This window comes from Pseudomonas sp. GW821-FHT03E01 (genome assembly GCF_059420765.1).
On the sequence record NZ_JBWKUI010000007.1, the window covers coordinates 273,848 to 286,950 of the forward strand.

Annotated in this window: 13 protein-coding genes; 3 read left to right on the forward strand and 10 right to left on the reverse strand. The window is 59.4% G+C overall.

Features of this window, described 5'->3' with window-relative positions:
* Positions 1-59: 59 nt before the first annotated feature.
* On the reverse strand, positions 60-368 hold the full coding sequence (locus AC07VO_RS14490) for a hypothetical protein (RefSeq protein WP_086944670.1): 309 nt from the start codon (positions 366-368) through the stop codon (positions 60-62).
* A gap of 324 nt (positions 369-692) precedes the next feature.
* Between AC07VO_RS14490 and yegS the strand changes: the two genes are divergently transcribed.
* The gene (yegS, locus tag AC07VO_RS14495; RefSeq protein WP_192351006.1) at positions 693-1,610 is read left to right on the forward strand and encodes a lipid kinase YegS; all 918 of its coding nucleotides are present in this window, start codon (positions 693-695) and stop codon (positions 1,608-1,610) included.
* Here yegS and AC07VO_RS14500 read toward each other — a convergent pair.
* The 3 genes from AC07VO_RS14500 to AC07VO_RS14510 all read right to left on the reverse strand — a co-directional run bounded on the left by AC07VO_RS14500 (position 1,594) and on the right by AC07VO_RS14510 (position 4,105).
* Entirely contained in the window at positions 1,594-2,253 is a 660-nt protein-coding gene (locus tag AC07VO_RS14500) for a response regulator (RefSeq protein ID WP_019582509.1), read from the reverse strand. The two genes, yegS and AC07VO_RS14500, sit on opposite strands and share 17 nt — an antisense overlap.
* Complete coding sequence (locus AC07VO_RS14505) at positions 2,250-3,143, reverse strand: sensor histidine kinase (RefSeq protein ID WP_018929997.1); 894 nt, start codon at positions 3,141-3,143, stop codon at positions 2,250-2,252. The genes AC07VO_RS14500 and AC07VO_RS14505 overlap by 4 nt, the downstream gene beginning before the upstream one ends.
* Before the next feature lie 491 nt (positions 3,144-3,634).
* A complete protein-coding gene (locus AC07VO_RS14510; RefSeq protein ID WP_019582507.1) occupies positions 3,635-4,105 on the reverse strand; it encodes a hypothetical protein in 471 nt (156 codons plus the stop codon).
* Positions 4,106-4,567: 462 nt separating this feature from the next.
* Here AC07VO_RS14510 and AC07VO_RS14515 point away from each other — a divergent pair, with 462 nt between their 5' ends.
* Together AC07VO_RS14515 and AC07VO_RS14520 are read left to right on the forward strand one after the other, a co-directional pair.
* Positions 4,568-5,503 (forward strand): chemotaxis protein CheV, encoded by a 936-nt coding sequence (locus tag AC07VO_RS14515; protein ID WP_018929995.1) that lies wholly within the window; start codon positions 4,568-4,570, stop codon positions 5,501-5,503.
* 140 nt (positions 5,504-5,643) lie between these two features.
* The gene (locus tag AC07VO_RS14520; protein WP_019582506.1) at positions 5,644-6,447 is read left to right on the forward strand and encodes an MOSC domain-containing protein; all 804 of its coding nucleotides are present in this window, start codon (positions 5,644-5,646) and stop codon (positions 6,445-6,447) included.
* Between the two features lie 70 nt (positions 6,448-6,517).
* Here the strand turns inward: AC07VO_RS14520 and ppnP are convergent, their stop codons facing one another.
* The 6 genes from ppnP to atuC form a co-directional block, all read right to left on the reverse strand.
* On the reverse strand, positions 6,518-6,802 hold the full coding sequence (gene ppnP, locus AC07VO_RS14525; protein ID WP_018929993.1) for a pyrimidine/purine nucleoside phosphorylase: 285 nt from the start codon (positions 6,800-6,802) through the stop codon (positions 6,518-6,520).
* 74 nt (positions 6,803-6,876) lie between these two features.
* The gene (locus AC07VO_RS14530; protein WP_086944671.1) at positions 6,877-7,425 is read right to left on the reverse strand and encodes a 3'-5' exonuclease; all 549 of its coding nucleotides are present in this window, start codon (positions 7,423-7,425) and stop codon (positions 6,877-6,879) included.
* 71 nt (positions 7,426-7,496) lie between these two features.
* Positions 7,497-9,458 (reverse strand): acetyl/propionyl/methylcrotonyl-CoA carboxylase subunit alpha, encoded by a 1,962-nt coding sequence (locus AC07VO_RS14535; RefSeq protein ID WP_192351008.1) that lies wholly within the window; start codon positions 9,456-9,458, stop codon positions 7,497-7,499.
* A 53-nt stretch (positions 9,459-9,511) separates the two neighbouring features.
* Positions 9,512-10,309: an enoyl-CoA hydratase/isomerase family protein gene (locus tag AC07VO_RS14540; RefSeq protein WP_192351010.1), complete on the reverse strand. Its 798-nt coding sequence runs from the start codon at positions 10,307-10,309 to the stop codon at positions 9,512-9,514.
* Positions 10,306-11,463 carry a citronellyl-CoA dehydrogenase gene (gene atuD / locus AC07VO_RS14545; RefSeq protein WP_018929989.1) on the reverse strand — a complete coding sequence of 386 codons (1,158 nt, stop codon included), beginning with the start codon at positions 11,461-11,463 and terminating at the stop codon, positions 10,306-10,308. The genes AC07VO_RS14540 and atuD overlap by 4 nt, the downstream gene beginning before the upstream one ends.
* A gap of 23 nt (positions 11,464-11,486) precedes the next feature.
* Positions 11,487-13,103: a geranyl-CoA carboxylase subunit beta gene (gene atuC, locus AC07VO_RS14550; protein WP_192351012.1), complete on the reverse strand. Its 1,617-nt coding sequence runs from the start codon at positions 13,101-13,103 to the stop codon at positions 11,487-11,489.

Here is a 13,103-nt window from a genome sequence, read left to right on the forward strand (position 1 = left end):
CCTGGTTCTGCCACGCAAGCCCGGTCGAAAGCGTTGGGGCTTGCGTGCATGACCGTTCCTTAATTTGCCAGAAGTGTCACGACCTGGTCGAAGCGACTATTGGAGATCCAGCTCAAAAGCCCCAGGACCACAGCTGTTCCGCCAGCTGAATAGGCAAGCCTGTGCTTGATGGATTTGACGTCGCCGCGGACTTCATCCAGGTCTCTGCGGATGTACTTGAGATGTGTCTCCAGTTCAGTGACGCGAGGTTCCATATCAACTTCTCCGGTGGGCTTTGCGCTGCTTTTGAATTCAGCCTGCTGATTGACGTGATTGTCTGAGAACGGCGCAACCGGAGTTACCGGTAGTCTGAGGTCATGGCTTTGCATGGAATAATTGGCTCCTTGCGTTAAAACCATTCAGGTGGCCGATACGGTTATTACTTACGATTTTTGAGGACCTTAAAGGGGTTCCATTCATTGTTTGCACATCCCTGTGTAATTTACTGGTGATGACTGATAACCGCTGACACAACGGTGTACCAATTGCCCTGATGGGTCAATTGAGCCGATTCCTCAGGTTTTGTAAGAAAAAATACCGCTCTGTAGGACTCAAGTGTCCTTCCCCAGGAAATAATTGAAATCCTTGCGACTTTTATGAGGGGCTGCGAGGTCAACATCTCCCATACGGATTCGGAAAGGGGGGTGATCAAAATGAACGAGCGCAAGGCGCTGTTGATTCTGCATGGCAAGCAGGCACTCAATGAGCAGGTCCGTTCAGCTGTCGAAGGCAAGCGCCAACAAGGTTGGGAACTGGCTGTTCGACTGACCTGGGAGGCTGGTGATGCGCAGCGGCTGGTGGGGGAAGCGTTGACGGCGGGCTATACGCAGCTGATTGCCGGCGGCGGCGATGGCACCTTGCGTGATATCGCCGAAGCCATGGCGGCGCATTCGACTCAGGCCAGCCTGGTGCTTTTGCCCTTGGGCACCGCCAACGATTTTGCACGCGCCGCGGGTGTGCCCCTGGAGCCCGCTCAAGCGCTGGAGCTTTTGGAGGCCGCCCCGCATGCCATTGATCTGGGGGAGGTGGGTGGGCAGGTTTTTCTGAACATGGCCACGGGCGGCTTTGGCAGTCAGGTCACGGCCAATACTTCCGAGGAACTGAAAAAAGTTCTTGGCGGCGCGGCTTATCTCTTCACCGGTTTATCGCGCTTCAGTGAGTTGCATGCGGCCTATGGCGAGTTGCAGGGGCCGGATTTTCACTGGGCCGGTGAGTTGTTGGCATTAGGCATCGGCAATGGCCGACAGGCTGGCGGTGGTCATATGTTGTGCCCGCAGGCGCTGGCTGACGATGGTTTGCTGGATATCAGCATTTTGCCCGCGCCCCAGGAAGTGGTCGGTACCTTGAAAGACCTGCTGACCGATGGCTTCGGAATCGACAACATGTTTGTGCGAGCCCGCTTGCCATGGGTCGAGATCAAAGTATCGGAGGGCCTTTATATCAACCTTGATGGTGAGCCTCTGGAGGGCGATAGCCTGCGGTTTTCGGCACGGCCGGCGGCATTGCGGGTGCATTTGCCCGAGGGCTCGCCGCTGCTGAGCGGCTCGAATCCGGCTAATCGTCCAGACTGATGATTTGCTCGCGCACGGCGAACAACACCAGGCCGGCCACATCGTAGATCTGCAAGCGTTTCATGATCTGCGAGCGGTGGGTTTCGACAGTCTTGATGCTCAGGCCCAAGCCATTGGCAATTTCCCGGGTGGATTTTCCGCGAACAATCAATCGCAGGATTTCCAGCTGGCGTGCCGTCAGGTTGTGCGAGTCCTGGGTTGGCGCCTGATTTTTCTGGGTTCGGGTCAGCGCCTGGTTGATGACGGTGTGGGCAATGGCCGGGCTCAGGTAGCGTTCGTTATTGCGCAAGGCATCCAGGGCATGTTCGAGCTCGGTGGCCGTGGTGTCTTTGAGCAGGTAGCCATGAGCCCCGGATTCGAGTGCTTGCATGATGAGCGCCGGGTCGGTGTGCATCGACAGGATGAGCACTTTGCACTGCGGACGTACTCGTTTGAGTCGCTGCAAGGCTTCAAGGCCACCGGTTTTCCTCATGGAGATATCCAGCAGGATGATGTCCGGGGACAGTTGCTCGACCATCTCGAGTAACTGCGAGCCGTCACTGGCCTCCCCAATGACCGCATAGCCGGGAATATCCAGCACCAGAGCGCGCACGCCAGCCCTGATAAGCGAGTGGTCGTCCACCAGAAGTAAGTTACAAGTCAACGCATAACCTTATTCGTACTGGCCCGTTCCAGCGCACGGGGCGCCCAGGGGAAGAGTGCTTCGATTTGAGTGCCTTTGCCCGGCTCGCTGGTCACGGTCAGCGTGCCGCCCAACTGATCGATCCGTTCCGACATTCCGGCCATTCCGCGTTGCCCCTCGCGAGCAGGGTCTGCCGCTGGCTCGAACCCCAGGCCATCGTCACTGATTAACAACGTCAGGCCTTGGGGCAGACGTTGCAGGCGGACCAACAGATTCCTGGCTTCGGCATGGCGCAGCATATTGGTAACCGCCTCTTGAGTGATGCGAAAGGCCGCCACCGCCATTTCTTCCGGTATGCCAGTCAAACGTTGATGGCATTCCAGGCTCCAGTTCACGGACGTATTGGCCAGGGTTCTGAGTAAATGTGCACGCAGACTGGCTTCCAGCCCGAGACTGGTCAACTGTCGTGGGTTCAGGATGGCTGATACATCACGAACTTTGGTCAGGGTTTCGTCCAGCGTATCGCAGAGGACCGAACATTGACCCTGCAGTTCTTCAGGCAATCGACGTTTGAGCCATTCACTCTGAAGTTTTGCGGCGGTCAGCAATTGGCCAATATCATCATGCAGTTCCCGACTGAGCCGGTGACGTTCATTTTCCTGAACTTCCAGCAGACGGTCGGCCAATTCTTGAGGCTGAAACTTTATCGATTTGAGCGAGAGGCGATGCCCCACCCAGACGCAGGTCAGCGCCGCAGTATTGAGCACCAGCAGACTCACCGGCAGAGGCATCGACAAGCTGTAGACCAACAGGCTGCCAAGCGTCGAGCAGGTGCACACGAAAAGCGTGAACCGGCGAGCGCTTTTTCGGGAGGGTGGCCACAGGGCGATTGACTTGAGGCTGGCGTACATAGCGGATGGAGCCAATGGATGTTCGCTGCGGGCAGACCGGTCATAAGGGCTGACGGGTCTCTGTTTGAAAATAGGTTGTATGAGTCGCCTTTAATGATGGCAGTGCAATGCTCGAAATAAAGCCTTCAATGTTATGAGCTTGTTCGCGCCAAGGGGCACTCTGTCATTAATTGACGTCAACGAATGGGCGGCATAATACCACTTAAGATACCGTTGGTCGCGTTCGGCACATAGGTAGGCACCTTCAGGAAATAACGTTTTTGGACGATAGTTCCATAATGGAAAGCTTTTTGATTTTTATCTTCGAAAGATATCGAGTGTGCCAGGCGTTTAGTTTCTATTGGCAGGCACTATCTGAAGTCGGGGCGGGGGTATCTATTTGTTTCGAGCTGCCATCGACGGGTATGAAATATTCAATTGCGGTATGCGCACAGTCAAGTTACAGGGCGGCATCATTACAATAAAAAATGCGCAACACGGGGTTGGTGAATTTAAGCCTGCCGTTCAGAGAACGAAACGAGCCTGAACTGCTTGGAGTGGCTGGGCGGCTGAAACTGACTTTGTCCCACTTGAAATGCAAACGCTTCGATCAGGGACGTCTGTTCACTGTCATCGAGGCCGAGTTGACCGGTGGTCTGGTCGATGAGTTCGAGTTGCCAGGCCATTAACGTGAAGCAATCCTTGAGCGCATCCAGGGCCTGATCATGCAGGTCCATGTGATTCTGGGCGTGGCTCAGCAATCCATGAATGTGCAGCGAGAATTCCGAAACCGTTGCCAGTGCCAAGGCATCGGCCTTGCTTGCCAGCTTGAGAAGGGTGCTGAGCATGCAATCGATGGCGTCCTTGTCATTGCTGATCAACTGCAAATGACTCAGGCACTCCTCGGACTTGGCCAGGAGTGTTTCAGCCTCGACGAGAAACTCCGGAATCCGCTGGGCCCACTCTTTAGGGTTGTTCGCCATGCTTATCTCCACAACGTCATGTCAGATGAGGGAATGTCGTGTGTGTCGACGAGAACCTTACGTGTCCCGGCGCTGCCATGCCTTGGTGAGATCGCGCTCTGGCAGGCTTGGGCACCGACTGGGGAACTCGAAAGAGTGGATGGCCACTGACCTGCGATCGCACACAAAAGCCTGACTCCGTTCATGCAATGAGAATGGCGTCACATTAATGGCTATTGGATATTGCGAATATCAGGTTGGGCCTGATTGTGCCTAGGGGAATCCCTTACACAGGGGAACCTAACGTGCAAACCAAGGTCGCGCCGCAAGGGATGAAGCAGATGAATTCACGGGGTCAGTAAAGCATGATGTTAATGTGATATCAATGCTTGGGCATGGCATTTTGTCCGGGGGTCAAGATTCGGCAAAAACTGCCGATAACTCTCTTTAGTGAATTCATCAGAACAAGCCCAGGAGTCATTAATGGCCGGCATTCTCGACACGGTAGACCAACGCACGCAACTGGTGGGTGAGAATCGCCTGGAAATTCTCATGTTCCGGCTGGCCGGACGGCAATTGTTCGCGATCAACGTCTTCAAGGTCCAGGAAGTGCTGCAGCTGCCGAAGCTGACCCTGATGCCGCAGCGCCACCCCTTTGTTTGTGGCGTGGTCAACCTGCGTGGCCAGACGCTGCCGGTGATCGACCTGTCCCAGGCCATCGGCATGCGTCCGCTGGTGCCAAGCCCCACCAGTACGATCATCGTCACCGAGTACAACCGCTCGGTGCAGGCATTTCTGGTCGGTGGCGTGGACCGCATCGTCAATATGAACTGGGAAGCCATTCTGCCGCCGCCGACCAGCGCCGGTCGCCAGCATTACCTGACCGCCATCAGCAAGGTCGACGATCAGCTGGTGGAAATCATCGACGTCGAAAAAGTCCTGGCCGAAATCGTGCCGTACAACGCCAAGGTCTCTCGCGACAAACTCGACGATCCGGTTCTGGAGCGCGCCCGTGGCCGTGAAGTGCTGCTGGTGGATGACTCGAACGTGGCTCTGTCGCAATTGCGCGACACCTTGGGTCAGTTGGGCGTGAAAATGCATATTGCCAGTGATGGCTTGAAGGCGCTGAACATGCTCAAGGCCTGGGCTGATACCGGTGTGAACATGACTGACAAGCTGTTGATGATCTTCACCGATGCGGAAATGCCGGAGATGGACGGCTATCGCCTGACCACCGAGATACGCAACGACCCCCGTTTGCGCGGCCTTTATGTAGTCCTGCACACCTCGCTGTCGGGTAGCTTCAATGACTCGATGGTCAAGAAGGTCGGCTGCGACAACTTCCTCTCCAAATTCCAGCCCGACAAACTCGTCGACGTGGTGCGTCAGCGCCTGATGCTCGACGAAGTGCCGGCCTGATAACGATCTGGAAAAACGCGGTGGCAGGGTTTGGGGCTGCTGTGCAGCCCAACGGGGGCAAGCCCCCTCGCCACAGGGTCTTTGATTCGGCGATCAAGCTCGTATAGGGTGGCGTTTTTGCCCACCAGGGAGCTGTGGCCATGCATCTGAGCGCGCTTTATCGTTTTCCGTTGAAATCCGGCAAGGGCGAGACCTTGAATCAGGTCAGCCTGGACAAACTGGGGCTGGACGGCGACCGGCGCTGGATGCTGGTCGACGAGGCCAGCGGGCGTTTTCTGACCCAGCGCGCGGAGGCGAAAATGAGTCAGCTGTCGGCGTTGTGGAACGCAAGCGGTGGCTTGACCCTCAGTGCCCAAGGCCATTCACCGATCGATATCGCCTTGCCCGCCAGCGATGCAGAGCTGCGTGGCGTGACCATCTGGCGCGACACCTTGCGCGTGCCCGATGCCGGCATTGCTGCGGCTGCCTGGGTCAGTGAGTTCATCGGCAAGCCGACGCGTCTGGTGCATGTGCCGCTCGATCGTGCGCGGACCACCCAGGCCGGCTACGGCAAGGACGACGATCAGGTGGCTTTTGCCGACGGTTTTCCGTTGTTGCTGATTGGCCAGGCGTCGCTGGAAGACTTGTCGCAACGGGTCGGGCGACCGCTGGAGATGCTGCGCTTTCGGCCCAATCTGGTGATCGAGGGCAGCGAGGCGTTCGCCGAAGATGGCTGGAAGCGCATCCGCATTGGCGATGTCGAGTTCCGCGTGGTCAAGTCCTGCTCACGTTGCATTCTGACCACCATCGACCCGCAGACCGGCGAACGTAGCGACGACCGCGAACCTCTGGCGACCTTGCAGCAGTATCGGGCTCAAGAGGACGGCGCGATGTTCGGGCAGAACCTGGTCAATGACGGTAACGGTCGGCTCGAAGTCGGCATGCCGGTGACGATCCTCGAATAGCAGCCCTGATAAAAAAAATGCCCGTGTCCAAGAACACGGGCATTTTTTTTCGCTGTGAAACCCTAGGGGGTTAGCCGCGGTATTCGCACAGGTAAGCGGTGTCGACGGCCACTTTCAGCTGGAACTTGCTGTTGGCGGGCACGTTGAACTGGCTGCCGGCGGCGAAGGTTTGCCAGTCGCTGCTGTCAGGCAGTTTGACGGTCAGGGCGCCGGACACCACGTGCATGATTTCACGTTGGCTGGTGCCGAATTCGTATTCGCCCGGTGCCATGACGCCGATGGTCGCCGGACCTTCAGCGGTGCCAAAGGCGATCGACTTGACGGTGCCGTCGAAGTACTCGTTGACTTTAAACATGGGCGATTCCTCGAAAAGGGCTAAAAAGGGCCGGCCAGTATGCACAAGGTGTCGATAGGCGTCACCTCCTGCACTCAAGGATTGGCGGGGAAAATCAGCGGCAACAGGCGCGCGGTATTGCGCGCATCCTCCAGCGCCCGATGCTGCTGACCGTTGAACTGCAGGCCCGCCAGTTGCAGGGCGCCATTAAGCCCCAGCGGGCGCTCCAGTCGACAGGCCTTGGCGAAACGTTGCTTGAGATTCATGTGCGGCACTCGGTTCAGGGCGCTGTCGAGTTGCAGCCGCTGCCATTCCTGAAGCAGCTGTTTGCGGTCGTAGTCACCCCAACTGGCCCAGCCTTCCAGATTCGAGAGATGTTGGTCGAGCCAGTGTTCGAACGAAACCCAGACGTCGCTCAGGGGCTGGGCAGCATCGACATTGGCCTGGGTGATGTGGGTCAATTCGCGGCAAAACGGGGTCAACAGGGGCCGACGCAACGGGCGCACGAAGCACTGGAAGTGATCCAGTTCCCGGCCTTTGCGGTCCACGAGGGTGGCGCCGATTTCGATGATTTCCATTTCTGTTACTGGCCAGCCGCCCTCATCGGTGGTGGCTTCCAGATCAATGACCAGCCAGTGAGGCATTGCAGGTTTCCTGGTATCCGCATCCTGATAGGGCTTGAGCGTAGCCAAACCCGGCGGATCCGCCTAGCGGCTTATTCGACCTCCAACAGAATCTGACGATTTTTTACCTGGTCGCCGACCCTGACCTGCAAGCGCTTGAGCACGCCGTCGATACCCGATTTGAGTGGATGCTCCATTTTCATCGCTTCAAGCACCACCAGCAGCTGTCCTTTGCTGACCGGGCTGCCCTCACTGACCAATACGTCGACGATCGCCCCGTCCATCGGCGCCTTGAGCGTGCCGGAGCTGACACTGGCCTGGCCGCTGACCAGCGCCCGGGTCCGATCGACCAGTCGCAGGCTGCCGGGGCGCGTGAACAACCAGAGTTGCCCGGCTTCGAGGCGGTAGGCATGGCGTTGGCGGATGCCGTCGATTTGCAGGGTGGCCCAGCGTCCGTCGCACTGGATGACCTTCAGTTCGAGGGGCCGGGCGCCAACCTGAACACGGTAGGGCTTGCCAGGTTCAGCGTGCAGTTCGACCGGCCAGGCCTGATCCTCCAGGCCGATCCGATAGTGCAGAGGCACGCTGGCATTGTTGCGCCAACCGGCCAGCGGGGCGGGGTGGGCCTGCGCTGATGCTTGATAAAAAAGCACCGCGGCGATGGCCAGCTCGTCGGCGCTCGGCGTATGAGGGTGCAGGCAGGGATGGTCGGCGAAGTTCGTGGGGATGAACCCGGTGCTGAACTCGCCACTGATGAACTGGGGGTGTTCCAGCAGATTGGCGAGCAAGCGCTGATTGCTCTGCACGCCCAGCAGCACACTGTCCTGTACCGCCCGCAGCAACTTGCGCCGGGCTTCTTCACGGGTGGCACCGTGGGCGATGAGCTTGCCCAGCAGCGGGTCATAGAACGGGCTGACAGACTGGCCTTCGATCAGGCCATGGTCGATCCGTACGCTGCCCTGGATCGCTGGCTCCCAGGCCACGATTCGACCGGTTTGCGGCAGAAATCCCTGGGCCGGATCTTCGGCGTACAGGCGCACTTCCATGGCATGCCCGTTGAGCTGCACCTGTTCCTGTCGTAGCGGCAGCGGTTGCCCTTCGGCGATGTGTAATTGCCAGGCCACCAGATCGAGGCCGGTGATCAGTTCAGTCACCGGGTGTTCCACTTGCAACCGGGTGTTCATCTCCAGGAAGTAAAACCGGCCGTGAGCATCCAGCAGGAATTCCACAGTGCCAGCCCCCACGTAATTCACCGCGCGACCCGCCTTGAGCGCCGCCTCGCCCATGGCCTGGCGCAACTCGGTGGTCATCGCCGGGCAGGGCGCTTCTTCGATGATTTTCTGGTGGCGGCGCTGGATCGAACAGTCGCGCTCGCCGAGGTGGATCAGGTTGCCGTGCTGGTCGCCGAACACCTGAATTTCAACGTGACGCGGATCGATCAAGGCTTGTTCGAGGATCAATTCGTCGCTGCCAAACCCGTGCAGCGCTTCGGAGCGTGCGCTACGGAGCTGTTCCGGCAATTCGGCGGCGCTGTGCACCAGGCGCATGCCGCGACCGCCACCGCCGGCACTGGCCTTGATCATCAGCGGATAGCCGATGCGTTCGGCTTCGCGGCGCAGGGTGGCGTCGTCCTGTTCGCTGCCCTGATAGCCTTTGATGCAGGGCACGCCGGCTTTGATCATGGCCAGTTTCGACAGCCGTTTACTGCCCATCAGCTCGATGGCTTCGGAGCTGGGACCGATAAAGATGATGCCGGCTTGTTGGCAGGCGAGGGCGAAGCCTGAGTTTTCCGAGAGGAAGCCGTAACCGGGATGGATTGCATCGGCACCGGTGCGCCGGGCGGCGTCGATGATGGCCGGGATGTCCAGATAAGACTGCTGCACCGGGGCTGGGCCGATGTTCACGGCTTCGTCGGCCATCTGCACGTGCAGCGCATCGGCGTCGGCGTCGCTGAATACGGCGACGGTGCGGTAGCCCAGCTCTTGCGCGGTGCGCTGGACACGGCAGGCGATTTCACCGCGGTTGGCGATCAGGATTTTTTTGAGGGCGGGCATCGGTTATTCCCTTGGTTTTTTGCGGTGAATGTAAGGGCTTGCTCGCGAAGCTCTTAAACGGACCACCCTGGTTTGCGCTTCTGCACAAAAGCCATCGTCCCCTCGATCCCTTCAGCCCCGGTCACTGCTTCGCTGAACCACTCGGCTGCCTGATCCAGCAGATCATCCGAGGGTTGTCCGGCACTCGCCAGCAACAGCTTTTTGGTCGCCGCGTTCGCCCCCGGTGCGCAACACAACACATGGGCCAGCACCTCATCGAGGCGTTCGGCCAAGGCTTGTGGGTCATGTTCGACAAAATGCACCAGCCCCATGCGCCGCGCCTGGGTGCCATCGAAGCGTGCGGCGGTCAGGGCCAGTCGGCGGGCCTGGGTCAGGCCGATGCGTTGCACCACGTAAGGCGCGATCTGCGCCGGCAACAGGCCGAGGCTGGTTTCCGGCAGGCCGAACTGCGCCTGATGATCGGCCATCGCGATGTCGCTGACGCAAGCCAGGCCGAAGCCGCCGCCAAGCACCGCACCTTGCAGCACCGTCATCACCACTTGCGGCGCGCGTTGCACCTCTTGCAGTAGCGCACCGAACGCACGGTTCAAATCGCGGTAGGCGGGCTGGCCTTGAGCGCGGGCGTTGGCCATGTCCTTGATGTCGGCACCGGCACAAAAATGCCCGCCGGCACCGCCGATCACTAGCGCACGAATCTGCCGATCATCGCGAACCGCCGCCAGCACCGCACGCAGTTCGGTGACCATCTGCAAGCTCATGGCATTACGGCTTTCGGGACGATTGAGGGTGATGTGCAGCACGCTGTCATGCAGGCCGAGCAACAGGGTTTGACAGGTGGGGAGGGTGCTCATTTGTTTTTCCCCGGCAGGATGCCCATGAGTTTGCAGATGATCCCCAGCATGATTTCGTCGGCACCGCCGCCAATCGATACCAGCCGCACATCGCGGTAAGCCCTGGCCACCGGGTTGTCCCACATGAAGCCCATGCCGCCCCAGTATTGCAGGCAACTGTCGCTGACTTCCCGGCCCAGTCGCCCGGCCTTGAGTTTGGCCATGGAGGCCAGACGGGTGACGTCCTGGCCTTTGATGTATTGCTCGGTGGCCTGGTAGACCAGCGCCCGCAGGCATTCGATTTCGGTTTGCAGCTCGGCCAGGCGAAAGTGGATGACCTGGTTGTCGATCAGCGCGTTGCCGAAGGTTTTACGCTCCTTGCAGTACTCGATGGTGCTGTCGACGCAGTACTCCAGGCCTTTGATCATGTTCGCCGCGCCGAACAGCCGTTCTTCCTGGAACTGCAGCATCTGCATCATGAACCCCGCGCCTTCGTGGCCGATGCGGTTGCGTTGCGGCACGCGCACGTTATCGAAAAACACCTGGGCGGTTTCCGAGCTGCGCATGCCGAGCTTGTCCAGGTGCGAGCTGAGGCTGATCCCGGGGCTGCTCATCGGCACCATGATCAGCGACTTGTTGATGTGCGGTTTGTCGTCCGAGGTGTTGGCCAGCAGGCAGATGAAATCGGCGCTCGGCGAGTTGGTGATCCACATCTTGCTGCCGTTGATCACGTAGTCGTCGCCGTCCTTGCGGGCGGTGGTTTTCAGCCCGGCGACGTCGGAGCCGGCGCCGACTTCGGAAACGCCGATGCAGCCGACCTGCTCGCCGGTGATCGCCGGCCGCAGGAATTCTTCGCGCAGTTCATCGGAGCCGAAACGCGCCAGGGCCGGGGTGCACATGTCGGTCTGCACGCCGATGGACATCGGAATGCCGCCGCAATGAATGGTGCCGAACTCTTCGGCCGCCACAATCGAATAACTGTAATCGAGGCCCATTCCGCCGAATTTTTCCGGTTTGGAAATCCCCAGCAAACCGAGCTCGCCGGCCTTGCGGAAGATCTCATGGATCGGAAAGCGCCCGGCCTTTTCCCATTCCTCGACGTGGGGATTGATTTCATGATCGACGAATTGGCGGACGGTGCGGCGCAGTGCTTCGTGTTCCTGGGTGAAGATCATTTTTATTGTTCTCCTGATCGCCCTTAGAAGCGGGCGACACCAAAGCTGTTGGGTTGCAGCGCCCGAACCTCGGCCTCATGGCAGATGTCCAGCAAGTATCCAAGCAACGTGCGGGTATCCCGTGGATCGATCAGCCCGTCATCCCACAGGTTGGCGCTGCCATATAGCGCGGTGGACTGGCTATCGAGTTTCTGCGCGGTGACCTGTTCCAGCATGTCGAGCATTTTTGGGTCGGGCACCAATCCGTCCTTGAGTTGTTTGGCTTCGGTGACGATCCGCAGCACTTTGCCGGCCTGGGCGCCGCCCATCACCGCGGTGCGGCTGTTGGGCCAGGCGAAGATGAAGCGCGGGTCGAGACCGCGGCCGCACATCGCGTAATTGCCGGCACCGTAGGAACCGCCGACGACGATTGTCAGTTTAGGCACCCGGGCATTGGCCACCGCTTGAATCATTTTCGCGCCGTGCTTGATCACGCCTTGCTGTTCCGACTCGGTGCCGACCATGAAGCCGGTGGTGTTGTGGAAAAACAGCAGCGGCGTCTGGCTCTGGTCGCAGAGTTGAATGAACTGCGCGGCCTTGCTCGCGCCTTTGGGGGTGATCGGGCCGTTGTTGCCGATGAAACCGCAGGCTCGACCCTGGATCTGCAAATGCCCGCACACCGTCTGCTGATCGAACTCGCTTTTGAATTCGAGGAAGTTCGAAGCGTCGGCAACCCGCGCGATGATTTCACGCACGTCGTAAGGTTTTTTCGGGTCATCCGGGATCAGCCCCAGCAGTTCGTCGATGGGGTAGAGGGGCTCTTCCCACCGACGTTCCGGTAACCACGGCAACTGATCGTTCCACGGCAACAGACTGACAATCTCGCGCACCTGGCGCACGCCATCGGCATCGTTCTCGGCCAGGTATTCGGCGGTGCCGGCGGTTTGTGCATGCATCTCGGCACCGCCCAGTTCTTCGTCGGTGGCGACTTCACCGGTGGCTGCCTTGAGCAGCGGGGGGCCGGCGAGAAACAGCTTGGCCTTGCCGCGCACCACCACCACGTAATCCGACAACCCTGGCTGGTAAGCACCGCCCGCCGTGGCCGAGCCGTGGACCACGGTGATCTGCGGCAAGCCCATCGCCGACATCCGCGCCTGATTGGCAAAGCTGCGCGCGCCTTCGACGAAAATTTCCGCCGCATAGTTGAGGTTGGCGCCACCGCTCTCGGCGAGGGTGATCACCGGTAGTTTGTTTTCCATGGCGATCTGCTGCAGACGCAGGGACTTTTTCAGGCCGCTGGGGGAAATGGTGCCGCCCTTGATCGCGCTGTTGTTCGCCACCACCAGCACCCGCACGCCGGATACGTAACCGATCCCGGCGATCAAACCGCCGCCGGCCGCGCTGCCGTCCTTGTCGTCGTGCAGCTTGTAGCCGGCCAGGCTCGCCAGCTCGAGGAATGGCGCGCCGGGATCAAGCAGCAGGTTCAGCCGCTCCCGGGGCAGCAATTGCCCGCGCTTGTCGAACCTCGGTTTGGCTTCTGTGGCTTTATTCAACAGGTTCTGTTCGAGCTGGCGGACCTGCTCGATGCCGGCCAGCATGGCCGCACGGTTGCGGGCGAATGGTTCGCTGAACGGGTCTATCTGGGACTGGATGACCGGCAT

Bases quoted from the DNA above. Each gene is read 5' to 3' on its own strand.
- AC07VO_RS14490 (WP_086944670.1), bottom strand. From the start codon at position 368: ATGCAAAGCCATGACCTCAGACTACCGGTAACTCCGGTTGCGCCGTTC.
- ppnP (WP_018929993.1), bottom strand. From the start codon at position 6,802: ATGTTTAAAGTCAACGAGTACTTCGACGGCACCGTCAAGTCGATCGCC.
- AC07VO_RS14535 (WP_192351008.1), bottom strand. From the start codon at position 9,458: ATGCCCGCCCTCAAAAAAATCCTGATCGCCAACCGCGGTGAAATCGCC.
- AC07VO_RS14530 (WP_086944671.1), bottom strand. From the start codon at position 7,425: ATGCCTCACTGGCTGGTCATTGATCTGGAAGCCACCACCGATGAGGGC.
- atuD (WP_018929989.1), bottom strand. From the start codon at position 11,463: ATGATCTTCACCCAGGAACACGAAGCACTGCGCCGCACCGTCCGCCAA.
- AC07VO_RS14540 (WP_192351010.1), bottom strand. From the start codon at position 10,309: ATGAGCACCCTCCCCACCTGTCAAACCCTGTTGCTCGGCCTGCATGAC.
- AC07VO_RS14510 (WP_019582507.1), bottom strand. From the start codon at position 4,105: ATGGCGAACAACCCTAAAGAGTGGGCCCAGCGGATTCCGGAGTTTCTC.
- AC07VO_RS14520 (WP_019582506.1), top strand. From the start codon at position 5,644: ATGCATCTGAGCGCGCTTTATCGTTTTCCGTTGAAATCCGGCAAGGGC.
- AC07VO_RS14505 (WP_018929997.1), bottom strand. From the start codon at position 3,143: ATGTACGCCAGCCTCAAGTCAATCGCCCTGTGGCCACCCTCCCGAAAA.
- atuC (WP_192351012.1), bottom strand. From the start codon at position 13,103: ATGCCGGTCATCCAGTCCCAGATAGACCCGTTCAGCGAACCATTCGCC.
- yegS (WP_192351006.1), top strand. From the start codon at position 693: ATGAACGAGCGCAAGGCGCTGTTGATTCTGCATGGCAAGCAGGCACTC.
- AC07VO_RS14515 (WP_018929995.1), top strand. From the start codon at position 4,568: ATGGCCGGCATTCTCGACACGGTAGACCAACGCACGCAACTGGTGGGT.